Below are 24408 nucleotides of genomic sequence, written 5' to 3' on the forward strand. Positions count from 1 at the left end.
CCGATCGGCTTCTAAACCCGCCACCAGACAAACCCAGAAACCAAAACCAGATGGCCTTCCAATGGCCGCAAATTTAAACCGGACAGTAGTGGGACAAGCCCGAGGATGACGCTGAGTGTTTGGGGTGGACGTCCGCAAACCGACGTCGCATGCCGCATAGGCGTTACCCATTGCCCAATCAAACCGGCTCGAACACCATCGAATGGCCGTTGATGCAATAACGCAGGCCGGTGGGCTTCGGGCCGTCGGGGAAGACGTGGCCGAGATGGCCGCCGCAATTGGCGCAGCGGATTTCCGTGCGCACCATGCCGTAGCTGGCGTCGCGATGTTCCGTCACGGCGCCCGGCTTTACCGGTTCGAAATAGCTCGGCCATCCGCAGCCGGCATCGAATTTCGTATCGGAGAGGAACAGCGGCTCGTCGCAGGCCGCACAGCGATAGAGGCCTTTCTGGAATGTATCCCAATAGGGCCCGGTGAAGGCGCGCTCGGTGCCGTGTTCGCGCAGGATGCGATATTGCTCCGGCGTCAGCTGTTCACGCCATTCGGCATCGCTTTTTTTGATTTTTGGGGATGTCAGATCGCTCATGGAATGATCCTTTCTGTTCCCGCCTCAAATAGTCATCGCGGAGGCGGATTGAAAGGGGCGACGCCTCATAACGCGTTCGTTATGGGTCGGGAGTGTCGATTTGGGTTGAGATGGCTTTGTCTATGCCTTAACTGGAAAAATCGATTTTAAAGAACGCCATTCTTGGCGCGCAGGGGTGGGGGACATCCCGGGAGATGTGAATGACATCAGATGTCACGCCGTTGACATTCCTGTCGCTGTTTCTGCCGTTCCTGGCAGCGCTTGCCGCACCCGTCCTGGTTAAAAGGTTCGGTCACAATGCGGCGTGGGTCCTGGCGATTGCGCCTGCTCTCGCTTTTGCGCATTTCGCGCTGATGCTGCCCGAAATCGCGGCAGGCGGGGTGGTGACCGGCGGTTATGCCTGGGTGCCGAGCTTCAATCTCAGCTTCTCCTGGTTCATCGATGGCCTGTCGCTGACCTTTGCGCTGCTGATCACCGGCATCGGCCTGCTGATCGTGCTTTATGCGGGCGGTTATATGAAAGGCCATCCGCAGCAGGGCCGGTTCCTGTCCTTCCTGCTGCTCTTCATGGGGGCGATGCTGGGCGTCGTGGTTTCCGACAGCCTGCTGATGCTGTTCGTCTTCTGGGAACTCACCTCCATCACCTCCTTCCTGCTGATCGGCTTCGACCATGAGCGCGCCGCCTCGCGCCGCGCCGCGCTGCAGGCGCTGGTGGTGACGGGCGGCGGCGGTCTGCTGCTGCTCGCCGGGCTGATTTTCATCTGGGATATCAGCGGCTTGACGCAGCTGTCGATGCTGGTGCGCGGCGGCGATGTCTTGCGCGACAGCCCGTTTTATCTGGCCGCGCTGCTTCTTGTTCTCGGCGGCGCCTTCACCAAGTCGGCGCAGTTTCCCTTCCATTTCTGGCTGCCCAACGCCATGGAAGCGCCAACGCCGGTCTCCGCCTATCTGCATTCGGCAACCATGGTGAAGGCCGGCGTCTATCTGCTGATGCGCCTCAACCCGGTTCTCGGCGATACCGCCGCCTGGCAGATCCTGCTGCCCTTCTTCGGTGGGCTGACCATGCTCACCGGCGCGCTGCTGGCCGTGCGCCAGACCGATCTCAAGCTGATGCTCGCCTATACGACGGTGTCGTCGCTCGGCCTGCTGGTCATGCTGACGGGTTTCGGCTCCGACCATGCCATCGAGGCGGCGGTGCTTTATCTGGTGGCACATTCGCTGTTCAAGGGCGCGCTGTTCATGGTCGCCGGCATTATCGACCATGAGACCGGCACCCGCGATGTGACGAAGCTCGGCGGCCTGCGAAAAGCCATGCCGATCACCTTCGCGGCGGCGCTGGCGGCTGCGATTTCCATGGCCGGCCTGCCGCCTTTCTTCGGTTTTCTCGCCAAGGAAGAGATTTATTACGCGCTGGCGCATGGCAATCCGCGCGCCGTGCTGTTCACCGGCATCGCCATCCTCGGCAACGGGCTGATGTTCGCCGTTGCCTTTGCGGTGGCGCTGAAACCCTTCCTCGGCAAGCCGGTGAAAACCCCGAAACACGCGCATGAAGGTCCGCTACTGCTCTGGCTCGGCCCGGCGCTTCTGGCGCTGAAGGGGCTGACGATTGCGCTCTTTTCCGGCATCGCGCATTTCTACATCTCCACCCCGATGGCGAGCGCCATTGCCGGTGAGGCGCGCCCGGTGGAAATCTCGCTCATTCCCCATATCGGCGTGCCGCTCGGCCTGTCGCTGTTCACCATCGCGCTCGGCATCGTCCTTTATACGCAGCTTTCCGTCGTCCGTGGACTGATCGACCGCACCTTCAAGGCGCTTGGGGCAGGGCCGGACAGGGGCTTTGACGTCTTTATCGACATGCTGGTGAAAGTCTCGTTCCACATCACCCGGCTCATTCAGCCGGGAAGGCTGGAATTTTACGTCACCGCCACCTTCGCCGTCATCGCCGCCGTGCTGCTTGTGCCGCTGTTCCTTTATGGCGAATTGCCGTCCATGCCGTCCTGGCCGCGCGATATGCCCATCCATGAACTGACTTTCATCGCCATTGCCGTGGCGGGGCTCATTGCAGTGCTGACGGCGTCGAGCCGGCTCACCGCCATCATCGCGCTCGGCATTCAGGGCTTTGCCGTGGCGGTCATCTTCCTGCTGTTCGGCGCGCCCGATCTGTCCTTCACGCAATTCATGGTCGAGACGCTGTCGGTGGTCATTCTGACGCTGGTGATGACGCGGCTTCGCCTGTCGCCGTCAGACCATCGCGGCCTTGGCCAGAAGCTGCTGGACAGCACCATCGCCATCGCCTGCGGAACCGGCTTTGCTTTGTTCCTGATGCGCGCGACCGAGGCGAGCTTCGACAACCGCCTGACGGATTTCTACAACACCTATTCCAAGGTCATCGCCCACGGCGCCAATGTGGTCAACGTCATCATCGTCGACTTCCGCGGCACGGATACGCTCGGTGAAATCGCGGTGGTGATGATAACGGGTCTCGCCATTCTCGCGCTGATCCGCATCCGCCCGGCTGCTGCCATCAAGGGGCCGGCCAAGACCGCAAAGAAGAAGGGAGCGCGCGCATGAACACGCTCATTCTGCGCACCGTCGCCCCTGTCGTCACCAGCCTCATGGTGCTGTTTTCCATCTTCGTGCTGCTGCGCGGCCACAATGAGCCGGGCGGCGGCTTCATCGGCGGCCTGATCGCGGTCTCTGCGCTGGCGATCTATGGCATCGCTTATGGCGTTGCCGCAGTCAGGCGCGCCATCATGTTTCATCCGCTCGCCATTGCCGGGGCGGGGCTGTTGCTGTCCATGCTTTCCGGCCTCGTTTCCATGGCCGCCGGCGTGCCCTTCATGACCGGGCTGTGGGTCTATCCGAACCTGTTCGGTGTCGAAATACCGCTCTCCACCGTCATGTCCTTCGATATCGGTGTCTATCTCGTCGTGGTCGGCGCCATCACCTCCATTGCGCTGGCGCTGGAAGAAAGGGAAAGCGACTGATGGAAGCGGTCTTCTCCATTCTCGTCGGCATCTTCTTTTCGGTGGCGATTTATCTCATGCTATCGCGCCACAGCATCCGCATGCTGCTCGGCATCGCCATTCTCGGCAATGCGGTGAACCTTCTGCTGTTCACGGCAGGAAGGCTGACGCGCGAAGTGCCGCCGATCATTCCGCCCGGCATCGATACGCTGCCCGCGGGTGCGGCCAATCCGCTGCCGCAGGCGCTCATCCTCACGGCAATCGTCATTTCCTTTTCCTTCTTCTGTTTCCTTCTGGTGCTGACCTGGCGTGCGTTTCAGGAACTGCAGACCGACGATACGGACGAAATGCGCACCGCAGAACCCGCAGGCGAGCCCTTGCCGCCGCTCGGTTATTGAGCGGCGAGGCTGAGACACATGGCATCCTCCACCACATCCGCAGTCACTGATCTTTCCGCAGCGCTCGTCACGACGCCCGTGCCGCTCACCGACTGGCTGATCATTCTCCCCATCGCGCTCTGCATTGGCGCAGGCGCGGTGCTGATGATGATGCGCCACGCTATCCGCCACCACGCGACCGTCGCCATCGCGGCGCTGTTCCTGCTGGTGCTGCTCAATGCCGCGCTTTTGTGGAAGGTTGCCACTCATGGCCCCTTCACCATGGTCATGGGCCGCTGGCTGCCGCCCTTCGGCATTGCCTTTACCGCCGACCTGACGGGCGCGCTGCTGTCGCTTGCCGCCGCCATCGTCGCACTTGCGGGCGCCATCCATGCCGGCGCGGATATCGACGCCAGCGGCAGGCGCTACGGTTTTTATCCCTTCCTGATGCTCTTGATGGCCGGTGTCACCGGCGCGTTCCTGACCGGCGACATCTTCAACCTCTATGTCTGGTTCGAGGTGCTGCTGATCTCGTCCTTCGGCCTGATCGTGCTCGGCTCGACGCGCGAGCAGATCGACGGCGCGCTGAAATACGCCATTCTGAACCTCATCGGCACGACGCTGTTCCTGATAACGGTCGGTTATCTCTACGCCATCTTCGGCACGCTCAACATGGCGGATATCGCCCAGAAGGCGACCGGGCTGCGCGGCTCGGCACCGCTGATGACGCTTGCGAGCCTGTTCGCGCTCGCCTTCGCCATGAAGGCCGCCGCCTTCCCGGTAAATTTCTGGCTGCCCGCTTCCTATCACACGCCGCGCATTGTCGTTTCCGCCCTGTTCGGCGGCTTGCTCACCAAGGTCGGCATCTATTCGCTGCTGCGCGTCATGGTCATGCTGTTTCCGGTCGAGCGGGAAGAACTCAGCATCGTCATCGCCATTTCGGCGGCGTTGACCATGGTGCTCGGGGCCATGGGCGCGCTCGCCCAGAACGATATCCGCCGCATGCTCGGCTATATCGTCATATCGGGTATCGGCTACATGATGGCCGGCATCGCCATCGGCACGCCGTCGGGTGTCACCGGCGCCATTTTTTACGCGCTGCATTCGATGGTGCTGATGACGGCGCTTTATCTTGCCGCCGGCCATGCGGCCCGCCTGGGCGGCGGTTTCAGCCTCACCTCGCTTAGAGGCCTTTACCAGCAGGCTCCGTGGTTTTCGGCACTGGCGCTGGCGCTGTTTTTCGCCGGTTCCGGTCTGCCGCCCTTTTCCGGCTTCTGGCCGAAGGCGGTGCTGGTCAAGTCGGCGATCGATATCGGCGCCTGGTGGCTGGCCGGCGCCATCCTCGCCTCCGGCTTCATCGCCACCATCGCTTTCGGGCGGATATTCCTTTTGTGTTTCTGGCGTCCCGTTGCGGCATCCACCGGTCAGCCTTCCGTGCCGCAGGCATCGCCCTCGGCAGCGCCGTCTTTCGCGCCGCTGGTGGGGCTGACGTTGCTGGTGGTATTTTTCGGTCTGTTTCCGGAAAGCCTGCTCAATCTCAGCCAGCAGGCGGCCGCAGGCCTCGCTAATCCGCAGACCTATATCCAGTCGGTCTTTACCGAAGGGGGCAAACCATGAGCCTCTATCTCGTACAATTGCTTTTCGTTGCCGTATGGCTCGCCGTGACGGGCAGCGTCACGCTCGCGAACATCATTTTCGCCCTTGTCGTTTCGACGCTGGCGCTCGGCATCATCCGCCACCAGCTTCCGGGCGGGCGTAACCACTGGCTCAGGCTTGTCCGCGTGCTGTCGCTGGTGCTGCTGTTCTTCAAGGAGCTGGCGCTTTCCGCATGGAAGGTCGCCGTGCTGGTGACGCGGCCGAAGCTCGACGTGCAGCCCGGCATTTTTGCCTATCCGCTGACGGTGACGACCGATTTCGAGATCACGCTGCTCGCCAATCTCATCACGCTCACGCCAGGCACGCTGTCGGTCGATGTTTCGGCGGACAGGAAAACGCTTTACGTGCACGCGATCGATTGCAGCGATATCGAAGCCACGAAAACCGACATCCGCAACGGCTTTGAAAGAAAGATCATGGAGGCGTTTCAGATATGACGCCGGAACAAATAGTTTCATTTGCAACTATACTTGCATCGGTTGTTCTGTCGGCCGCCTTTTTGCTGACAGTATATCGCGTCGTCGTCGGCCCCACCTTGCCGGACCGTATCGTTGCGCTCGACATGCTGGTGGGCATCGCCATCGGCTTCATCGCGGTCATCGCCATCCGCACCGGCTTCAATCTTTACGTCGATATTGCGATTGCGCTCGGGCTGGTCGGTTTTCTGGCAACGGTTGCCTTCGCCCGCTTCGTGCTGTCGCGCGGCCCGGACGGCCGGCGCCGGCCGGCGGCGGTTCTCGATGGCGAAAGGGCATCTGAAGTCATTGAAAAAAATATGGAAAAAGGTGTCGCCAACAGAAAAGGAAAGGGCAGGCGATGATGGCTTGGATCGTGGCTATTCTGGTTGCGGCGCTGTTGGTCTCAGGCGCCATCTTCTCGCTGATCGCGGCAATCGGCCTCAATCGGCTGCCGGATGTCTATACCCGCATGCATGCGGCTTCCAAGGCGGGAACGGTGGGGTCCGGCCTTCTGCTTCTGGCTGTCGGCATTCATTCCATGGAAATATCGACGCTGGCGCGGGCGCTCGCCGGTTTTTTCTTCTTTGTCCTTACCGCGCCGGTCTCGGCACATCTTCTTGCCATGGCCGCTCACAAGGCAGGTTATCCGCTTGCCGTTAAATCGGTAGTTGATGACATCAAGAAAATTTGAAGTTGAAAATCCCCCCAATAATTGGGGGTATTCATTTTCAATTGCTACTTGGCATAGTATTTTATTACCCGTAATTTTTTGTATTCCGATTAGACTGTTTTGAACTGAAAAATTCACAATAGGAATTTGACTTTTGCTGTTTTGCTGTTATCCAAATTAAGTGTAAAGTTGCTAATCGCGATTTGCATCTAGCCTCTTCATAGTCGGCATAGGCATTTTATTAATGTCTAATCTATGGCCCATCGGACCATTGCTGCCCATGTCGCGGGCCATAAGTTGAATCTCGGACCAATTCGTTTCCGGTTTTCGCTCGAAATCTAGGGGTAGGTTTCATGTTGGTTTCAACAAGGCGAAGGTGGGGCACCGGGTAACTTCACATCGCTCGATGCGGCGTTCGCCCGCGTCAGGGGATTAATAAACAGGAGATACTTAAATGACGGAAACTGCATACGGTAACGCCCAGGATCTGCTGGTCGAACTGACTGCGGATATTGTGGCTGCCTATGTTAGCAACCACGTCGTTCCGGTAACTGAGCTTCCCGGCCTTATTTCGGATGTTCACACGGCACTCAGCGGAACATCGGCACCGGCATCGGTGGCGGTCAATGTCGAAAAGCAGAAGCCTGCCGTCTCTGTCCGCAAGTCGGTTCAGGATGACCACATCGTCTGTTTGGAATGTGGCGGCTCTTTCAAGTCGCTCAAGCGGCATCTCACGACGCATCACAGCATGACGCCGGAAGAATATCGCGAAAAATGGGACCTGCCGGTCGACTATCCGATGGTTGCGCCCGCCTATGCCGAAGCCCGCTCGCGGCTCGCCAAGGAAATGGGTCTCGGTCAGCGCCGCAAGGCCAGCCGTTGATTTTAAAGACAGTCCGGCTGCTGTCCTGACAGATAGCCGGAAGTCGCAAGGCAATACGGCCGGTCTTTTGACCGGCCGATTTCGTTTCTGGGGTTCGAAGACCTCACCGCCGTTCTGCCGGCCCATATCCCGCATCCAGCTTTGGCGCGCCTGCGCCGTGAGAGGGGTTTTTCGCGATCGAGAACTGCATCGCACCAGACCCGGGAACCGGTTCTCGACCGACTTTTTATGTCGCTCAAAATTTCGATTGAGGAAAAAAATCCTTTATTGCGCATATCAATTCTGCAAAAATAAAGCCGTATCAATCGCATAATCCCCCATGCCAAATTTGCGCTTCCCCATGCTTGCTCTAGGGTGTATGAATTAATTCCTATTCGTAGAGGAGTTGCATATGCCGTCGGATACAATGTTTCTGCCTGCCGCCGCGCGGCCTTGTGCGCGGGTCGGTGATCGTCCCTTTCGTCATTGGCCGTCTGCGGCCGGGCGGGATGAGATTTCCCGTCTTTGCCGTCTGGTACGGCAGCTCACCGGCGAGATGGTGCAATTGACGGGCGACCGAACGCTGGTCCGCCGCGACAGCCGGCGCACGGAATGCCACATCCGCCAGATCGCCATGTATGTTTGCCATGTGCAGCTCGGCATTCCCATGTCGGATGTCGGGCCGTGTTTCGGCCGGGACAGGACGACGGTTGGCCATGCCTGCCAGGTGGTGGAGGACCGGCGTGACGAACCGGCATTCGATGAGTTCGTCGCCGCGCTGGAGCGGCTCACCGGCAGTATCTTCAACGCGATGAAAGGCGCCCGGGATGAGTAAGGAAAAAAGCACCCCGGTTGCCTCCCCGAACCCTCATCTCCTGCGGCTGCTGCGTTGCATCGCTGCGGGCGCGGCCGAGATGTCGCAGGAGGGCGGCGATATCGTCCTGCGCCGGGCGCGGGCAGGCCACACGGCGCTGCGGTTTCCGGCCGCGACGGTGCGGTTTGCCATTTCCTCCGGGCTGGTCGAGCAGCGGGACAACACCCTTTCCGCCGCACCCCCGCTCGCCTCCTGCCTGAAACGTGCAATGGCAAAAGACCGGGACGAGGTTTTTCAGGAACAGCACCGGCATGTGCAGACGGTTATTGTGGATGTCGGCGATGCGAAGCAGCAGGCGCGGCGCAATCTCAACACCTCTCCCCTGACCAGCCTTGCAAGGCTGAAGGAACGGGACGGTGCGGCCTTTTTCCCGGCGGATGCTCTGGAGGCGGGCGAGCGCCTCGCCGCCGATTTTCATCGTGGCCATCTCAACCCGAAGGTAACGGCGACATGGGAGCCGAGAATAGCGAACCGCACGAAAGGGGAGGCGGGAGGCGCGCTCGATCTCACCGAGGCGGCAATGGCCGCAAGAACGCGGTTTTCCCGCGCAGCCGATGCGATGGGGCCTGAACTGTCGGGCGTCGCCATCGATATCTGCTGCTTCGAAAAGGGGCTGGAGACGGTGGAGCGCGAAAGGCAATGGCCGGCGCGGTCGGCAAAACTGCTGCTGCGCGCCGCACTGCTAGCGCTTGCCCGCCATTATGCGCCGCCCGCGGCCCACGCCGGCAGGAAGGAACACCATTGGGGCGATGCAGATTATCGCCCGCCGATGACGAGGTGAAGGTCAGGCGGCCAGCAGCCGGGCTTCCTCGCGGATGCGCTTGATCATGGAGCGCAGGCCGTTGGCGCGCTGCGAAGACAGATGCTCCACCAGCCCGATCCTGTCGAACACCTCGATGGCGTCGAGACCGGCGATTTCGGAGGCTCTCTTGCCGGAATAAACGGCGAGCACGATGGCGACGAGGCCGCGCACGATATGCGCATCCGAATCGCCTTCGAAGGTCAGGAGAGGGTCTTCCGCACCATCGCTATGGCTGACGAGCCAGACCTGGCTTGCGCAGCCATGCACCTTGTTCTCGGCCGTGCGCTTGTCTTCCGGCAGATCGGGAAGCGCCTTGCCGAGTTCGATGACATAACGATAACGATCCTCCCAGTCGTCGAGGAAGGCAAAGTCGTCAAGGATCGTTTCGAGAGAGGCCATTTGCGCGCCGTATCATCCATTATTGCAGGTCTTTGTTAGGATATAGGCGAAGTGCGGCCGGTTTTGAACCACGGGCCATGAAAAAGCCCACGGAAAACAGGTTTCCGTGGGCAAGTTTGGCAGGCAGTCGGCGGGCGGAAATCTCCGCTCGCAAAAAAGTGCGGCGCGGTGGCCGGCATGGATCAGGGCAACAGTATCAGGGAGCAGGGCGCTTCTGCGGCAGGGGAATGACGGTGCCGGTCTTCAGCATGTCGGCATCCTTCGGAAATTCGACGCTGACGACCGGGGCTTCGGCCACTTTTTCGGTCTCGGCCGCGAGTTCAGCGGCGGGGGCGGGCTTGTCACCGGAAGCAAGCTGCTTGTCCAGCAGCTCATAGGCCACCTTTGCGCCTTCCTTTGCCCGCTCACCGAGCGCGTGGAAGGTTTCGGCGCCCTTGACGCAGACATCGGGCTTTTCGATGCAGATGGCGCTGACGTAACGATAGGCTTCACCGGCGGCCGAAACGGCGCTGGGAATATCGAAGGCCGAAGGTTCCTTGGCCGGATCGTTGCTGCTGCCGAAATAGGACAGCGCCACCAGCACCAGCGAAAACCAGAATGTTCCCTTGATCAGAAACCACATTGTCAGACTACCCTGCCAGACGATCTTTGTTTTCTAAAGCCCCGCCCGGTTTCGGGTCATCGGCCTTTGTCCCGTTTTTCGGGCTTGTGAAGAAGCTACACGCGACCGGCGAACAGCCGATTGCAAAAAGCGACGCAATTTAATTCAAATTGTATCTATTCTCCTCGCATCGGGACGCCTGCCATCAATTCATTCGCATTTTAACAGTCCATGTTAAGCATAATTGCGACAGAGGCCGCGCGTTCCGGGGCAAAGCGGCGGAAAGCTTTGCCACAAAAGTTAACGCGATGGCAAAAATGAAGCGAAATCCGTCGCTTACCCGTCATTAACCATGATTGGCAAAGCTTCGAAGAAATGCCCCGTAATGGGACTGCGGGGCATTTGACGGGCCTTTGAGGCCATTCTTTTTATCCATTCCTTAAGCCGCCGCCTTCTATTGTCGGAGCCGTTAGAACCGCCTCAGGGATTCGGTGTTGGTATTGCGTAATATGAGAGAAAAAGCGGTCGCATGGGTCGACCGTGCCGCAGGCAGATGGCTTGCGCGCATGGAAGAGGACGCCGAAAGGCGCGCCGGAACCGTTGCGCGCCTGCGCCGGCTTATCGCCTTCAGCGTCGTCGGACTTCTGGTCGTACCAGCCCTCTTCAGCCTCGTTTTCAGCCCCGCCATCGCGCTGCCCATCGGCGCTGCCCTGGTGCTGGCGCTGTTTCTGGCCGCCGCAGCATTGCTGATTGCCTTTTCGCGTCCCGCGCGCGGTGCGTCCTCCTTTTCCGCCGCGTTTGGCGATAACGACCTGATCGCCGCTACGCAGGTGCCGGGCCTCGTGCTCATGATCGGTGATACCGGCTTCGTCGAACACGTCTCCGGCCGCGATCTTACGACCTTCCCGGCCGCTCTGCAGGCCAGCAAGGACCATTCCCTCGTTGAATATGTCTATGTCTCGGACCGTATCGAGCTTATGCAGGCCTTCGACCTGCTGCGGCAGGGCGAGGACAGGGCAACCGCCAAACTCCGCTTCGAGACCGGTGCAAAGTCGCGGCAGGCGCAGTTCATGCATGCGCGTATCGAGATGACGGCAATCCGCAGCGCCAGCGGCCGGCTACGCCGCATCGTCGCCCAGCTTTCCGATGTCACGGAGATGGAGCTTCTGCGCCGCGACGTCGCCCGCAAGGCGGCCGAGGCGGAATCGGCAAATGATGCGAAATCCCGCTTTCTCGCTGCCGTCAGCCACGAATTGCGCACGCCGCTCAATGCCGTCCTCGGTTTTTCCGATATTCTGGCGGGCGAATATTTCGGCCGGCTGGAGAACGACCGCCAGCGGGAATATGTCGGCCTGATCCGCCAGTCCGGCGCGCATCTTCTCTCTGTCGTCAACACCATGCTCGATATGAGCAAGCTGGAGGCCGGCCGTTACGAACTGATGATGGAAAGCTTCCCGATTGCCGAAACCATCTCGTCCTGCGAGGCCATGCTGGGCCTGCAGGCGAAGGAAAAAGGCCTGACTTTGACCAGCCGCATCCAGCGCGGTATCGGCGAAATCTCGGCCGATCAGCGCGCCATCCGGCAGGTTCTGATCAATCTTGCCGGCAACGCCATAAAATTCACCGATGCCGGTGGTGTGGTGTCGATCGACGCCGCGCGTGAGGGTGCGATGCTGAAGCTGACGGTGAGCGATACCGGCATCGGCATCGCTTCCGACAAGATCGAGCTTCTGGGCCAGCCTTTCATGCAGGTTCAGAATGAATATACCCGTCGCTATGAGGGCACGGGTCTGGGATTGTCCCTGGTCAAGGGGCTTGTGGCACTGCATGGCGGCACTTTCGCCATCGCCAGCAAGCCCGGCGAGGGCACGGTCGTAACGATCACCCTGCCTGCCGACGGTTCGGGCATGGCGGGTGGCGGCGAAAGCGCCGAAGCCGAAAGCATGGTGGAATTTCCGCCGCGCATCCGGCAGCTCGGCGATATGGCCGCAATGATGAAAAAGGATGTTGACGATGGCCCCGCGAAAGCGAAAATCGCCTAAGAAAACAACGGCCCAGATTGGCGCCGGGATTGTTTCCTTGGTGGTTTCGGCCATCGGGCGCGAAATCCTGCGCCATCCGAAACTGGTCGGCAGCTGCGGCGCCTTCGCGGTCGTCTTCGGTTTTATCGCCGCCAATGCGCTCTGGTATCAGCCGGGCGTGCACCCGTCGCCTTTCCTGCGCACGCGCGATGCGGAAAACCCGAACGGCATTGCCGGTTATCGCCCGGCCGAACCGCTCGGCACGCAGGGCAATGTCACCACCTTCCGCATAGAGCGACCGGCGGAGACGCAAAACGCGCAGCAGCCGGCGGCCGAAACGCCGGCGCAGCCCGTTGCCGAAAACCAGAAGCCGCAGCAGATCGTTGCCGATATTCAGGCCGAACTGAAGAAACGCGGGCTTTACGAAGGCGAGGCGGATGGCCGCATGGGCCCACGCACCGCAGCCGCCATCATGTTCTTTGAAGAAACGCTCGGCATGGAACAGACCGGCGAACCGACGACCCGCGTGCTTGCGGCGCTCAGGATCGATGGTGCGACGGTTGCAGCGATCCCCAAGGATCGGCCTGCCGATAGCAGCGGCGGCGTCGAGATCGACCCCGTGGCTGCCGCCATCCGCAAGGCGGAGGCGCCGCGCCCGAAGGCCGAACCGGCCTCTCTCAATAGCGCGGCCAAACCGGCAAGCCGCGATCTGATCGCCAAGATCCAGCAGGGGCTGATCAACATCGCCTATGCCGACGTGAAGGTGGACGGCGTGGCCGGCCAGCAGACCCGCAACGCCATCCGTGCCTTTGAGAAACACTATCGCCTGCCGGAAACCGGTGAGCCGAGCGAGGCCGTGCTGAAGAAGCTGAAGTCGATCGGGGCGCTTTAGATTTTGACAGCGGCTGAGGTGCGTGGGGCTTTACCCCCCTCTGCCCTGCCGGGCATCTCCCCCTCAAAGGGGGGAGATCGACTCGCGGTTGGGTCTCGCCCATCGCAGCGTTTGCGAATGAAGTGGCGATAGCGCTTCCTGCCGATCTCCCCCCTTGAGGGGGAGATGCCCGGCAGGGCAGAGGGGGGTAAGCCCCGCGCACCTTCACCCGCCCAAAATCAACAACAGCCCCCCACCGTGTCCATCGAAAGCACCCCATGCGCCTCAAGTCCGAAATGTTCGTCTCAGCCCTCATCCGCCGCGTCTTCGCGGCCGGCGGATTTGCGGCTGTCGAAAAAAAGGGGGCGGAGGAGGCGGGGGCGATTTTCATTCGCCAGCGCCTGCGCGATGGCCGCGAAAATCTCTACGGACCCGCGCCGCAGAGCTTTGCCGATGATGAGGACATCCGCGCCGAGCGCCGTTTCGAAACGCGCCTTGCCGGTGCGGATGGCGAGGAAAGCGCCGCTCTTCTTGAGAGGGAACGACGCTTCGACAGCGACCTGTGGGTGGTGGAGATCGAAACCGATGAGATCGGGACCCTGCTGACGCTGGTGGATCAGCCCAGGGCCTAGAATTGTCCGGCAATGGCCCGCTTCTTCAATCCGTGAAGATGCAAGGCCAGCCGCGCTTACCCTTGCGTCCCGGTTCTCTGCACAGGCGGTGCGCTGCGGCCCGGCCGTTCGCGGCCATGCGTATAGCTGTCGGCCCGCCGCCAGCTTTCCAGCCGCTCTTCGCATTCCACGATGTCGAGACGGTCGAGCAGGGCTTCGGCACGGCTCATATCGCCTTCGGCGGCGGAAAGATGCGGATAGAAACATTGCAGCACGAAAGCCGCCTCGGAAAATTCCATGCCAAGGCCGGTCAGCGTCGTTGCCAGCTGTGCGCCTGATATATCGAGCATGATGCGCTCCGACAGCCAGTAGCTGGAGGAGAGAGAATCCGCCAGCGCCACGGCGAATTGCCGGGCATTGCGCTCGCGGGCGAAACGTACCAGCAGCGCTTCCTGCACCTCGCTCAGGCGGCGAAGGCCGAGCACGTCGCTTTCCGGGCGGTTGAGGTGATGCGCCATCTGCTTGATGCGCTGGCGCATTTCCTCTTCAAGTGCGGAAGCGGCGGCGATGGTGTCCGTCTTTTCTTCCGCTTTCGGCTCTTCAGGGCTTTCCGCCGCCTGCGGTTCGGCAGCCGCCGTTTCTCCGTTCGGCCGCTTCAGATCTTCGGCGTGACGCAGCCCGACAAGCGCGTCGATGACGGTGGGGGAGAGGTCTTCGCGACGCACGATGGCGCGCGCATGCGCCGCCCCTTGCGTGCGGGCAATGGTGATGAGCGTGTCGTCATCGAGGCATTTGGAGGAAATGAGGAAGGGCGCTGCAAGCGAAATCGGCTGGCAGGCGATGAAGAAAGCGACAGCCGAAGGCACGCTCGGATGCTGGGAGAGCGCGGCGATGGCCTCCCGCTTGGCTTCGTCGGTAGAGGCGTTGAAAAGCGGCATGAAAAGCTCGGCAAACTGCCGAAGGTCCGTTTTTGACGGATGGGAGACATTCTCGAAATTCGTCACGGTGGCCATCAGCACCACATCTTTCTTCCTCACGGCTCTTGGCCTCTCAAGTTCTCGAAACCGGTCGGTCAACGCACTACCCAACAAACGCAAACACAATATCGGCTCAAATTAGAGCAAATGCGTTGACGTCCTGTTAACTATGGGGGGTGGCAAGAGAGAATCCGCCTCTATCAACAAGGAAATTTTAAAACCTTGATGACGGATGAAATGTCGTGGAACTTTACCGCATCGCCTTTGTTTTCAAGGGGTGCGGCTCCGGCCGGAATAAGTTGGGGTCCGGCAATTAAGGTTAACGGATCATTAACCTCTGTCTGTTTGTAATTTCATGGGCAGTATTAGGATTCCATGTTATTCTTATCGACGGAATAAATGCAAAAATGGCATGCGAAGCCTGAATCTGCGCACGATCCCCTTATAAGAATCGCTTTGGATTTTTGGATCGTGTGAAAACCAGTCTGTGGACTGGCCTATGCGCAATGTGATGGTGATGAAATTCCCGACGCAAGACGAGGCTTGCGCGGTTCCCATGGGCAACATTGACAATCATGTCCCGAAGAGGAGATGAGCATGGCAGAGATTATTCCAATCGGCGACGCCCGACGAAGCCTGCGCCCTGCCGGCGCGGTGGCAACGGTGATCGGCCCGGCGAAAGTCGTGCTGTTTACCGGCGTGCGCTATGAAAAACGCGATACCGAGCCGACCGGAAAAGTCGCGCGCAAGGGCAAATCCGCAGCGGAAACCGCCCTCAAATCCTGACTGCAAAGAATAACCGACGTTATTTCCACGCCGTCGGCTGGCATTTCGCCTCGTTCAGGAACCGTTCCGCCTCTTCGCCGAAACTCGGCTGCGGCACCATGGTCCGCAACACCACATATCCTTCCGTCTGATCCGATTCCGCCAGAATGGCCTGCGAAAGCGCGGGTGGCTGCGCCTTGCGGATGGCGGCGATCTGCACCGCATCCGCCACCAGAATATCCATCACCCCGCCGGCGGATGTGCGGTCATTCATGCTGAACACCTCATTCGAGGCCTTGTCGTAAACCGCGACCGACCAGAACGGCACGGCCCCGATGGCGGTGAGCCTGACCGGCTTGTCCTCGATATCGAAGGTGCAGACCGCGACCCGCATGAAGGGATCGCCGCTGCCAAGCGTCTTTTTCTCCGTCGTCTCTTCGAGCAGATGAAACTGATGCGGCTTTCCTTCCGCCACCGCGCGCGTATAGGCGTCGCGATTGCTGAAATGCGGTATCGCCAGAAGAATGATGACATGCAGCACGGCTGCGCCGACGAGACCGGTGAGGATGGCGAGCAGGACCCTAAGCATTGCCACACCCCAGCTTGCGGATTTGCGGCATGGAAATATCGATCAGGCCGGAACTGCCCGCGACGGGCGTGTCGAGCAGGGTCATGACCAGCCTGAAAGTCTGGCCCTGCGGCACCGAGAGCCAATTATAGGTCTGGGCGTCAGCGGCGATGGTGATGTCGATGCCGCCATCGGCGCTGCGCAAGAGCGTGCGGGAATTCAGCGCGAAGGGCCGCCCCGCATCCTCCGCCAGCACATTGCCCTGCTGGTCGGCGGTGTAGATCGTCCAGAAACGTGCAGGCGGCACGGCGCCCGCCAGCCGGTATCGGCACTCGCCGCTCAGGCGTTGCCCATCGCTGTCGACGGAGGCGGTAAAAGCCAGCCCTTCCGCGGTTCCATAAAGCAGCTTGCCGGCGTCGGCGCGGTGCGATTTGGCGTAAGGATCGGCCTCGATCGTCTGCGCTTCGGGAAAGGCATCCCAGGAGCCGATGCGGATCGATCCAAAGCCCGACGTCGCCTCAAGGGCTGCAAGCGTCGCGGCAATGCCGCCGCCAAAGGCGATCAGAAGGGCGATGCCGACAAGGAATGGAACTCGGAACACGCTGTTTTCCCGTTTATGAACAGGTCGAGGACTATCACTGATTCCCTGTTTGGAAAATGGCGCGGCTTGTTTACTCTCCGTGAAAATGATCACAACCGGGGATATTCCATCATGTCGCGACAATCCGCAATCGACCGTGCCGCCGCCTGTTTCGACGATGGCAGCTTCGAGCGGGATTTGACGCGACGCGTTTTACGACGGACCGAAAGCCAGAATGAGGAGCAGGGCGAGGAGCTGACGCTTTATCTGGAACAGGAAATGCTGCCCGCTTTCGCCGCCATGGGTTTCTTCTGCACCATCCTGCGTGACCCGACGGCGGATTTGCCGTTTCTGATCGCCGAGCGTTTCGAGGGCGACACGCTGCCGACCGTGCTGGGATACGGCCACGGGGATGTGGTGCGCGGGCAGGATGAGGGCTGGGCCGAGGGCCTTTCGCCCTTTGTGATGTCTGAACGCAATGGCAGGTGGTATGGGCGCGGCACCGCCGACAACAAGGGGCAGCATTCGGTCAATATGGCGGCGCTGAAAGCCGTGCTCGAGACACGCGGCAGGCTTGGTTTCAACGCCAAATATCTGATCGAGATGGGCGAGGAGAGGGGCTCCCCCGGCCTGAGAGAGATTTGCCGGAACCATGGCAAGCGGCTGAAAGCCGATCTTCTGATCGCTTCCGACGGCCCGCGCCTGAATGCGGAGCGGCCGACGGTTTTTCTCGGCGCGCGCGGCGGCATCACCTTCGATCTGGTGATCGAGGCGCGTGAGGGCGGCCATCATTCCGGCAATTGGGGCGGGGCGCTCTCCAATCCCGGCGTGCAGCTGGCCCATGCCGTCGCAAGTCTCGTGGGGCCGACCGGCCAGATCCGCGTGCCGGAACTGGTGCCGGAGGAATTGCCGAAAGCGGTGCGTGAGGCCCTTGCCGATTGTGAAATCGATGGCGGGCCGGACGGCCCGAAGGTCGATCCGGACTGGGGCGAGCCCGGCCTTTCCACCGCCGAGCGGGTTTTCGGCTGGTGCGCGCTGGAAGTGCTGGCTTTCGAGACCGGCAATCCGCGTGCGCCGGTCAACGCCATTCCGCCACGGGCATGGGCGCGGCTGCAACTGCGCTTCGTCGTCGGTATCGATCCAGAAGCGGTTCTGCCCGCGGTGCGGCGTCACCTCGACCGGCAGGGTTTCGCCATGGTGGAAATCGCGCCTGCCGGCGACGAAATTTTCCGTGCCACCCGCCTCGATCCGCAGGATCGATGGGTGGATTTCACGCTGCGCTCCATTGCGCGCACAACGGGCAGAAAACCGGCGCTTCTGCCCAATCTCGGCGGTTCGCTGCCCAATGATATCTTTGCCGATATCCTCAAACTGCGCACCATCTGGGTGCCGCATTCCTATCCCGGCTGCTCGCAGCATGCGCCGAACGAACATTTGCCGAAGGAGATCGCCCGCGAGGCGCTTACCCTTATGGCCGGGCTCTATTGGGATATCGGAGAGGGGGATACGCCGCCGCTTTAGGCGCCCATGACGAGCTTGAAGGCGATGGCCCACATGGTGACGGCGATGACGCCTTCAAGGATACGCCAGGCGGAGGGTTTTTCGAAGATCGGCCGCAGCCAGCGCGCGCCGTAACCCAGTGAAAAGAAGAACACCAGCGAGCCGGTGGCCGCGCCCGCCGCGAAGGTTTTTTCGAAGCCGGGAAACTGCGTGGAAATGGTGCCGAGCAGCACGACGGTATCGAGATAGACATGCGGATTGAGAAAGGTCAGCGCAAGGCAGATGGCCAGCGTCTGCCACAGGCTCGCCTCCTGCCGCTCCGCCACCGAAAGCGCCTCGGAGGAGCGCAGCGCCGAATGCAGGCTTTTGGCGCCATACCAGATGAGGAAGGCGGCCCCCGCATAACGCATGATGGGATCGAGCGCCGGCATGATGGCGCTGATCCGCTGAAAACCGAAAACCCCGACGGTAATCAACAGCGCATCGCCAATGGCGCAGGTGGCGCAGACTGCAAACACATGCGAGCGCGCCAGCCCCTGCTTCAGAACGAAGGCATTCTGCGCGCCGATGGCGACGATGAGGCTGAGGCCCATCGTCAGGCCGGTGAAGAAGATCTGGATGTCCATGCGCGTCGCGGCCCTGCCTCTGTCCATTGCGGAATGGCCGAAGGCGTTGCTTCCGGACCGAGTGCTTGGATATTTCCGCCAGATAGTTTAATCCAGTTAAATAAACTCAATCCGGATAAGCTGAGCTAATGGCGCACTTCTCTCTTCAACCTCTCGGTTTTCCGCAACGTTGCCATCTCTCCACCCTCATTCCTGTGCTCGTCACAGGAATCCAGCCAGCCCAAGTCCTTGGGCTGAAAAGACTCTTCCGCCGCACAGACGTGCGTCGACTGGATTCCTGTGACAAGCACAGGAATGAGGGAGGGAGAGGCCGTCACCTATCGCTTCAAGGGCCCTCCCGCCACCTCCAAACCCTGCATGAGGTGCCGTAATGCTCGACTATCCCTCCATGCGGGCCGTGGCGCTCGTTGCTCAAACCGGCAGTTTCGAAAAGGCCGCGCAGGTGCTGTGCGTCACGCCGTCGGCCGTCTCCCAGCGCATCAAGCAACTGGAGGAGCGGCTGGGCGTGGTGCTGATCGTGCGCGGCAACCCCTGCGTGGCGACGGAAAAGGGTGAGTGGCTGTGCCGTCACATGGATCACGTCGGCATGCTGGAAAGCGAATTGTTCCGACAGCTTCCGGCGCTGGCGGAAGCGGGCGCAGCGCAGGAGCGCGTGACGCTCAACATCGCCACCAATGCCGACAGCCTCGGCACATGGTTTCTGGATGCGGTTTCGAAATTCACCGGCGGCAGCGATTATCTCATCAATATTGCGGTGGACGATCAGGACCACACGGTGGAATGGCTGCGCGGCGGCAGGGTGCTCGCCGCCGTCACCGCCCATGCCAAGCCGGTGCAGGGCTGCCGGGTCCTGGCGCTCGGCGTGCTGCGCTATCACGCCACCGCCAGCCCGGATTTCATGGCCCGCCATTTCGCCGGGGGTGTCACGCCCGCCGCCCTTGCCCGCGCGCCGGGGCTGACGTTCAATCAGAAGGACAGGCTGCAGGCGAGCTGGGTCAGGAAGGTGCTGGGCGAGGATATCGCCTATCCCACCCATTGGCTGCCCTCGACCGACGGTTTCGTGAAGGCGAGCCTTTCCGGCATGGGCTGGGGGCTCAATCCGGTGCAGCTTGTGGGGGATCACCTCAAGACGGGCAGGCTGGTGGAGATCGTTCCCGGCACACCGCTCGATATTCCGCTTTACTGGCAGGTCAACCGGCTCGCGGCGGAGCGGCTGGGGGTGTTGACGTCGCATGTGGTGGAGACGGCGAGGGCGGTGTTGTTGCGATAAGTTGCGGATTTGGAGAAACGGTGGCGACGGAGTGAGCGGCTTACCCCCTCTGCCCTGCCGGGCATCTCCCCCTCAAGGGGGGAGATCGGCTGGTGGCCCTACCGCCACTTCATTCTCTAACCTTGAGATGGGCGAAACTTCGCCGCAGATCGATCTCCCCCTTGAGGGGGAGATGTCCGGCAGGACAGAGGGGGGTGAGCCACACTCTCCGACAGAATCATCAGGCATGCGCCACACCTCACCGCCGCGCCGCATCCTCCGCGCCCTCGCGCAACGACGCATCCGCCACCTTCTGCGTCGTCACACTCAAGGCAGAAGCCTCCTTCATCTTCTTGGCGATGGAGCGGATCACACGCGTTGTCTCGGCCGAGAGCGAGCGCGGGCGGGTGAGCGCCGGCAAGGCGGGGGTGCTGGTGGCAGCGGCCGCCACTTCCGCGGAAGGCTGCGGGCGTGCGCCTGTCGGCAGCGGGTTCTGGATGCCGGGGATCGGTCGCAGCTCCATGCCCTGATGGGCGTAGTCCATCAGCCGCTTGAAGGCCATGGCCGGAAGCGCGCCGCCTGTCATGTTGTTCATGGGCGTGAAATCGTCGTTCCCGAACCAGACGGCCGTGGTGTAATTGCCGGTGAAACCCACATACCAGGCGTCGCGATAGGCCTGCGACGTGCCGGTCTTGCCGCCGGAAACGATGCCGTTATCCAGCGCGCCGCGCCGGGCCGTGCCCATGACCGGTATGGTCACCAGCATCTGGTTCATCTTCGAATTGGCGTCTTCGGAAAGCACCCGTTTGGCGGGCGCTTCGTTGTGGCTGAAATCGTAGAGAACATTGCCCTCGTAATCCAGCACCTGCTCGATGCCGTGGCGGCGCGACTGCATGCCGTCGGCCGGGAAAACGGCATAGGCGGTGGCCTGATCGAGAACCGTCACTTCAGATGTGCCGAGCGGAATGGTCTTGTCGCTGCGCAGCGGCGTGGCGACACCCATGGCCTTGGCTGTATCGACGATGACCTGCGTGCCGAGCACGTCCTTGGCAAGACGCACGGGCACGGTGTTGTAGGATTTGGCGAGCGCCATCTGCAGCGTCACCTTGCCGGCATAGGAGCGGCCGTAATTCTGCGGCGACCAGCCGCGCCAGGTCACCGGCGCGTCGGAGATCAGCGTCTCCGGCTTCATGCCCTTTTCCATGGCGGCCGAGTAGGTATAGACCTTGAAGGAAGAGCCCGGCTGGCGCAGCGCCGCCGTGGCGCGGTTGAACTGGCTTTCGCCATAGTCGCGTCCGCCGACCATGGCGCGCACGCCGCCGCCGTTCTCGATCATCACCATCGCGCCCTGCTTGACGCGGTAACCTTCGCCGAATTCGCGCAGGCCCATTTCCATCGCCTGTTCGGCCGCCTGCTGCAGACCGGTATCGATGGTGGTGCGCACGACCACGGTGTGGTCCTTGAACTTGCCCTCGGCGGCCAGCCGCTGCACTTCGTCGAAAGCCCAGTCGAGGAAATAATCCGGCGCCTTCACATCGGCGCGGTCGATGACGGTGGCCGGGTTGCGCCGCGCGCCGATCACCTGCCCCTCGGTCATCAACCCGCTCTGCACCAGGTTGGAAAGCACGGTGTTGGCGCGGGCGCGGGCTGCCGGCAGGTTGACATGCGGCGCATATTTGGCCGGCGCCTTGAACAGGCCGGCCAGAATGGCGGATTCGGCCAATGTCACATCGGTCAGGTTCTTGCCGAAATAAAACTGCGCCGCCGCCGCCGCCCCGAAGGTGCCGCCGCCCATATAGGCGCGGTCGAGATAAAGGCTGAGGATTTCCTTCTTCGACATGTTGGTCTCTAGCCACAGCGCGAGGAAGGCTTCCTTGATCTTGCGCTCCAGCGAGCGCTCATTGGTGAGGAACAGGTTCTTGGCGAGCTGCTGCGTCAGCGTCGAGCCGCCCTGCACCACGCCGCCGGCGCGGGCGTTTTCGCTCATGGCGCGGGCAAGGCCGATGAAATCGATGCCGAAATGGTCGAAGAAGCGCCGGTCCTCGGTCGCCAGAACCGCCTTGATGAAATGATCCGGCATCTGGTCGATCGGAACGGAATCCTCATGAATGATACCGCGATGGCCGATGGTGTTGCCGTAACGATCAAGGAAGGTGACGGCGAAATCGCCGCGATAGCGCCAGTCCTTCTTGGTTTCCTCGAAGGCCGGCATGGCGAGCGCCAGAAGCACGACGGACCCCGCCGTTCCGAAGGTCAGCGCGTCGCAGGTGAGGTTGACGAGGAGCTTCTTCCAGCCACGCACATGCAGCTTGCGCGAGGCGATGGTGACGTCTTCCCAGAAATCCACCAGCCTTGCCGCAGCCGTCCACAGGCCGCTATCGATGAAGCTATCGATCCGGAGCAGGATGTGCCGTTTTTTACGGCCTTTTTTATCGTCTTTTTCTTCCTGCACCTGGCGATGTTTTCCTGTTCAACGCAACGCTGCCATCGATATGTCTGCGTGATATTCTACGCTTCAACCCATTCCCGACGTAAAACCGTGGCATGGTTATGTCGGAAGTGCTTGACGCGGCGGCCTTTCGCGGGCCAATGACCCCTCTGCCGCCTGCCAATATGCTAAAATATCGTACAAACCAGCCCTTGGCGATACGATATAAAGGATTAGGGACCGGTTAAACACTCCCGTCCAAGAGATCAAAATGAAACGGAAATGTTAACGATGAATGACGCGCCGTTCTGGAAAACCAAATCGCTGACCGAGATGACCGGTGAGGAATGGGAAAGCCTGTGCGACGGCTGCGGCCTGTGCTGTCTGAACAAGCTGGAGGACTGGGACACCGGCGAAGTGGTGTTCACTTCGGTTCGCTGTGTGCTGCTCGACAGCGAAAGCTGTCGATGCTCCGATTACGAAAATCGCCGCGCCACCGTGCCGGACTGTATCCAGCTCGACCTGAAGAAGGTGCATGAGATCGGTTGGCTGCCGCCCACCTGCGCCTATGCGCTGGTGCGCGACGGCAAGGATCTGTACTGGTGGCACTATCTCGTTTCCGGCGATACGGAAACGGTGCATCAGGCCGGCATTTCCGCCCGCGGCCGCACCGTCAGCGAGGCCGATGTGGATGTTGACGACTTCGAGGATTATGTGGTCGACTGGCCCCTGACAGTGGGTGAGAGGGCAGGCGAAAAGGAACGGATGTGACGGAAAACGTCTATTTTCGTTTTGGTCCTATTCCTGCCCCATCGTTCCCTTAAGGCAGTGTCGCCCGAAAGCGTGTCACGGTTTCGGGGTACGACTTGTCTGAAATCAAAGACAGCTTCCGGCCATTCCGGCAAATGATCCGCAAAAGCGGACGAGGGACATCAAAACGCATGCGCTATCGGCTGCCCGCCATCGTTCTTTCATGCCTCGCCCTTCCGGGGCTCCTGCCGTTTTCCGCTGACGCCCAGCAACAGCCCCAGGCCTTCGAATGCACGCTGGTCACCTCCATCGAGACCGGTGCCATCATCAACCAGCAGGGCGCCTGCGATCAGCGCGTGGCGCCGGCCTCCACCTTCAAGGTGCCGCTGGCGCTGATCGGTTACGACGCCGGCATTCTTCAGGATGAAAAGACGCCTGCCTGGGACTGGAAACCCGGCACGGAGGCGCGCGCATCCGACCGCAAGACGGTCGATCCCTCGATATGGGAGCAGGATTCGGTGCTGTGGTATTCGCGTGAAATCACCCGCCGCCTCGGCCCGGAAAAATTCGCCGCCTATGTGAAGCGCCTCGGTTACGGCAATGCCGATGTTTCCGGCGAGCCGGGCAAGAATAACGGCCTGACCCATTCCTGGCTCGGATCGTCGCTGACGGTCTCGCCGGTAGAACAGGTCGGCTTTCTCCGCCGCCTTCTGGCCGGCAATCTGCCCGTCTCGCGCGATGCGCAGGCCAAGACCAGGGCAATCGTGCCGGTCTTCGATGCGCCGGAAAGTTGGGCGGTGCACGGTAAGACCGGCACGGGCTACATGCGCGACGAAAAGGGCAATCCCGACCGCAACCGCCCCTTCGGCTGGTTCGTCGGCTGGGCAGAGCGCGAGGGCCAGCATATCGTCTTTGCGAGACTGCGCGTTTCCGACAAACCGTCCGACGAGCCGCTCGGCCCCGCCGTGCGCGATGCCTTCCTGCGCGATATTCCCCGGCTGGCCGTGCATCGGTAGCCGCACGCATCTCATAAAAGCGTAGTTTTTGCGACGTGCTCCTTCCCTCATCCCTGTGCTTGTCACAGGGATCCAGCCAGCCCAAGTCCTTGGGCTGAAAGGACTCTTCCCGCCGCGCCGACGCGCGTCGACTGGATTCCTGTGACAAGCACAGGAATGAGGGTGATATCTTGGCGCATGGAAATGTGAACGCTAT

26 protein-coding genes are annotated in these 24408 nt (G+C 61.1%); 18 read left to right on the forward strand and 8 right to left on the reverse strand.

The annotated features are described in order from the left end of the window. Positions 1-178: 178 nt before the first annotated feature. Positions 179-586 (reverse strand): peptide-methionine (R)-S-oxide reductase MsrB, encoded by a 408-nt coding sequence (gene msrB, locus PH605_RS23610; RefSeq protein WP_003522288.1) that lies wholly within the window; start codon positions 584-586, stop codon positions 179-181. Positions 587-786: 200 nt separating this feature from the next. On the opposite strand from msrB, the gene PH605_RS23615 reads away from it, so the two are divergent. From PH605_RS23615 to PH605_RS23660, 10 genes are all read left to right on the forward strand, one after another. Continuing rightward, positions 787-3156 (forward strand): putative monovalent cation/H+ antiporter subunit A, encoded by a 2370-nt coding sequence (locus PH605_RS23615; protein ID WP_142846496.1) that lies wholly within the window; start codon positions 787-789, stop codon positions 3154-3156. Continuing rightward, positions 3153-3572, forward strand: a complete 420-nt coding sequence (locus tag PH605_RS23620; RefSeq protein WP_065654222.1) for a Na(+)/H(+) antiporter subunit B — start codon at positions 3153-3155, stop codon at positions 3570-3572. The genes PH605_RS23615 and PH605_RS23620 overlap by 4 nt, the downstream gene beginning before the upstream one ends. Continuing rightward, positions 3572-3949 carry a Na+/H+ antiporter subunit C gene (locus PH605_RS23625; protein WP_142846495.1) on the forward strand — a complete coding sequence of 126 codons (378 nt, stop codon included), beginning with the start codon at positions 3572-3574 and terminating at the stop codon, positions 3947-3949. The genes PH605_RS23620 and PH605_RS23625 overlap by 1 nt, the downstream gene beginning before the upstream one ends. A gap of 18 nt (positions 3950-3967) precedes the next feature. Next, positions 3968-5545, forward strand: coding sequence for a Na+/H+ antiporter subunit D (locus tag PH605_RS23630; RefSeq protein WP_065654221.1), 1578 nt, complete (start codon positions 3968-3970; stop codon positions 5543-5545). Next, entirely contained in the window at positions 5542-6021 is a 480-nt protein-coding gene (locus PH605_RS23635) for a Na+/H+ antiporter subunit E (RefSeq protein ID WP_080856101.1), read from the forward strand. Before PH605_RS23630 ends, PH605_RS23635 begins: the two co-directional genes overlap by 4 nt. Continuing rightward, a complete protein-coding gene (locus PH605_RS23640; RefSeq protein ID WP_125144653.1) occupies positions 6018-6404 on the forward strand; it encodes a cation:proton antiporter in 387 nt (128 codons plus the stop codon). Before PH605_RS23635 ends, PH605_RS23640 begins: the two co-directional genes overlap by 4 nt. Beyond that, positions 6401-6733, forward strand: coding sequence for a monovalent cation/H(+) antiporter subunit G (gene mnhG, locus PH605_RS23645; protein WP_003522295.1), 333 nt, complete (start codon positions 6401-6403; stop codon positions 6731-6733). Before PH605_RS23640 ends, mnhG begins: the two co-directional genes overlap by 4 nt. A 433-nt stretch (positions 6734-7166) precedes the next feature. Beyond that, the gene (gene ros, locus PH605_RS23650) at positions 7167-7595 is read left to right on the forward strand and encodes a MucR family transcriptional regulator Ros (RefSeq protein ID WP_003509257.1); all 429 of its coding nucleotides are present in this window, start codon (positions 7167-7169) and stop codon (positions 7593-7595) included. Between the two features lie 391 nt (positions 7596-7986). Further along, positions 7987-8409, forward strand: a complete 423-nt coding sequence (locus tag PH605_RS23655) for a helix-turn-helix domain-containing protein (protein ID WP_142846494.1) — start codon at positions 7987-7989, stop codon at positions 8407-8409. Next, positions 8402-9229 carry a DUF6456 domain-containing protein gene (locus PH605_RS23660; RefSeq protein WP_142846493.1) on the forward strand — a complete coding sequence of 276 codons (828 nt, stop codon included), beginning with the start codon at positions 8402-8404 and terminating at the stop codon, positions 9227-9229. The genes PH605_RS23655 and PH605_RS23660 overlap by 8 nt, the downstream gene beginning before the upstream one ends. Positions 9230-9232: 3 nt before the next feature. Here PH605_RS23660 and PH605_RS23665 read toward each other — a convergent pair whose 3' ends face one another. Continuing rightward, positions 9233-9649 carry a SufE family protein gene (locus PH605_RS23665; RefSeq protein ID WP_080817400.1) on the reverse strand — a complete coding sequence of 139 codons (417 nt, stop codon included), beginning with the start codon at positions 9647-9649 and terminating at the stop codon, positions 9233-9235. 196 nt (positions 9650-9845) lie between these two features. Continuing rightward, complete coding sequence (locus tag PH605_RS23670) at positions 9846-10271, reverse strand: DUF5330 domain-containing protein (RefSeq protein ID WP_142778896.1); 426 nt, start codon at positions 10269-10271, stop codon at positions 9846-9848. Between the two features lie 488 nt (positions 10272-10759). Here PH605_RS23670 and PH605_RS23675 point away from each other — a divergent pair, with 488 nt between their 5' ends. The 3 genes from PH605_RS23675 to PH605_RS23685 all read left to right on the forward strand — a co-directional run bounded on the left by PH605_RS23675 (position 10760) and on the right by PH605_RS23685 (position 13774). Continuing rightward, positions 10760-12292, forward strand: coding sequence for a sensor histidine kinase (locus tag PH605_RS23675; RefSeq protein ID WP_142846492.1), 1533 nt, complete (start codon positions 10760-10762; stop codon positions 12290-12292). Then, positions 12264-13163, forward strand: coding sequence for a peptidoglycan-binding domain-containing protein (locus PH605_RS23680; protein WP_161988013.1), 900 nt, complete (start codon positions 12264-12266; stop codon positions 13161-13163). Before PH605_RS23675 ends, PH605_RS23680 begins: the two co-directional genes overlap by 29 nt. A 257-nt stretch (positions 13164-13420) precedes the next feature. Beyond that, positions 13421-13774: a DUF1491 family protein gene (locus PH605_RS23685; protein WP_142846489.1), complete on the forward strand. Its 354-nt coding sequence runs from the start codon at positions 13421-13423 to the stop codon at positions 13772-13774. A 56-nt stretch (positions 13775-13830) separates the two neighbouring features. On the opposite strand, the gene PH605_RS23690 is transcribed toward PH605_RS23685, so the two are convergent. Next, positions 13831-14766 (reverse strand): DUF2336 domain-containing protein, encoded by a 936-nt coding sequence (locus PH605_RS23690; RefSeq protein WP_237680969.1) that lies wholly within the window; start codon positions 14764-14766, stop codon positions 13831-13833. A 561-nt stretch (positions 14767-15327) separates the two neighbouring features. Here PH605_RS23690 and PH605_RS23695 point away from each other — a divergent pair. After that, the gene (locus tag PH605_RS23695) at positions 15328-15516 is read left to right on the forward strand and encodes a hypothetical protein (protein WP_035261156.1); all 189 of its coding nucleotides are present in this window, start codon (positions 15328-15330) and stop codon (positions 15514-15516) included. A 19-nt stretch (positions 15517-15535) separates the two neighbouring features. Here the strand turns inward: PH605_RS23695 and PH605_RS23700 are convergent, their stop codons facing one another. Continuing rightward, the gene (locus PH605_RS23700; RefSeq protein WP_035261158.1) at positions 15536-16084 is read right to left on the reverse strand and encodes a DUF1254 domain-containing protein; all 549 of its coding nucleotides are present in this window, start codon (positions 16082-16084) and stop codon (positions 15536-15538) included. Further along, positions 16077-16664: a DUF1214 domain-containing protein gene (locus PH605_RS23705; protein ID WP_003522305.1), complete on the reverse strand. Its 588-nt coding sequence runs from the start codon at positions 16662-16664 to the stop codon at positions 16077-16079. The genes PH605_RS23700 and PH605_RS23705 overlap by 8 nt, the downstream gene beginning before the upstream one ends. 111 nt (positions 16665-16775) lie before the next feature. On the opposite strand from PH605_RS23705, the gene PH605_RS23710 reads away from it, so the two are divergent. Continuing rightward, positions 16776-18164: a M20 family metallopeptidase gene (locus PH605_RS23710; protein ID WP_142846487.1), complete on the forward strand. Its 1389-nt coding sequence runs from the start codon at positions 16776-16778 to the stop codon at positions 18162-18164. Here PH605_RS23710 and PH605_RS23715 read toward each other — a convergent pair. Continuing rightward, positions 18161-18769: a LysE/ArgO family amino acid transporter gene (locus PH605_RS23715; protein ID WP_142846486.1), complete on the reverse strand. Its 609-nt coding sequence runs from the start codon at positions 18767-18769 to the stop codon at positions 18161-18163. The two genes, PH605_RS23710 and PH605_RS23715, sit on opposite strands and share 4 nt — an antisense overlap. A 370-nt stretch (positions 18770-19139) precedes the next feature. On the opposite strand from PH605_RS23715, the gene PH605_RS23720 reads away from it, so the two are divergent. Further along, on the forward strand, positions 19140-20039 hold the full coding sequence (locus PH605_RS23720) for a LysR family transcriptional regulator ArgP (protein ID WP_142846485.1): 900 nt from the start codon (positions 19140-19142) through the stop codon (positions 20037-20039). Positions 20040-20277: 238 nt separating this feature from the next. On the opposite strand, the gene PH605_RS23725 is transcribed toward PH605_RS23720, so the two are convergent. Next, positions 20278-22470: a transglycosylase domain-containing protein gene (locus PH605_RS23725; protein WP_142846484.1), complete on the reverse strand. Its 2193-nt coding sequence runs from the start codon at positions 22468-22470 to the stop codon at positions 20278-20280. Between the two features lie 267 nt (positions 22471-22737). Here PH605_RS23725 and PH605_RS23730 point away from each other — a divergent pair, with 267 nt between their 5' ends. Together PH605_RS23730 and blaOXA are read left to right on the forward strand one after the other, a co-directional pair. After that, the gene (locus tag PH605_RS23730; protein ID WP_142846482.1) at positions 22738-23217 is read left to right on the forward strand and encodes a YcgN family cysteine cluster protein; all 480 of its coding nucleotides are present in this window, start codon (positions 22738-22740) and stop codon (positions 23215-23217) included. A 170-nt stretch (positions 23218-23387) separates the two neighbouring features. Continuing rightward, positions 23388-24212: a class D beta-lactamase gene (gene blaOXA / locus PH605_RS23735; protein ID WP_065654207.1), complete on the forward strand. Its 825-nt coding sequence runs from the start codon at positions 23388-23390 to the stop codon at positions 24210-24212. Positions 24213-24408 lie beyond the last annotated feature (196 nt).

The organism is Agrobacterium sp. CFBP 3001 (assembly GCF_027871605.1).
In the GTDB taxonomy this organism is placed as follows: domain Bacteria; phylum Pseudomonadota; class Alphaproteobacteria; order Rhizobiales; family Rhizobiaceae; genus Agrobacterium; species Agrobacterium leguminum.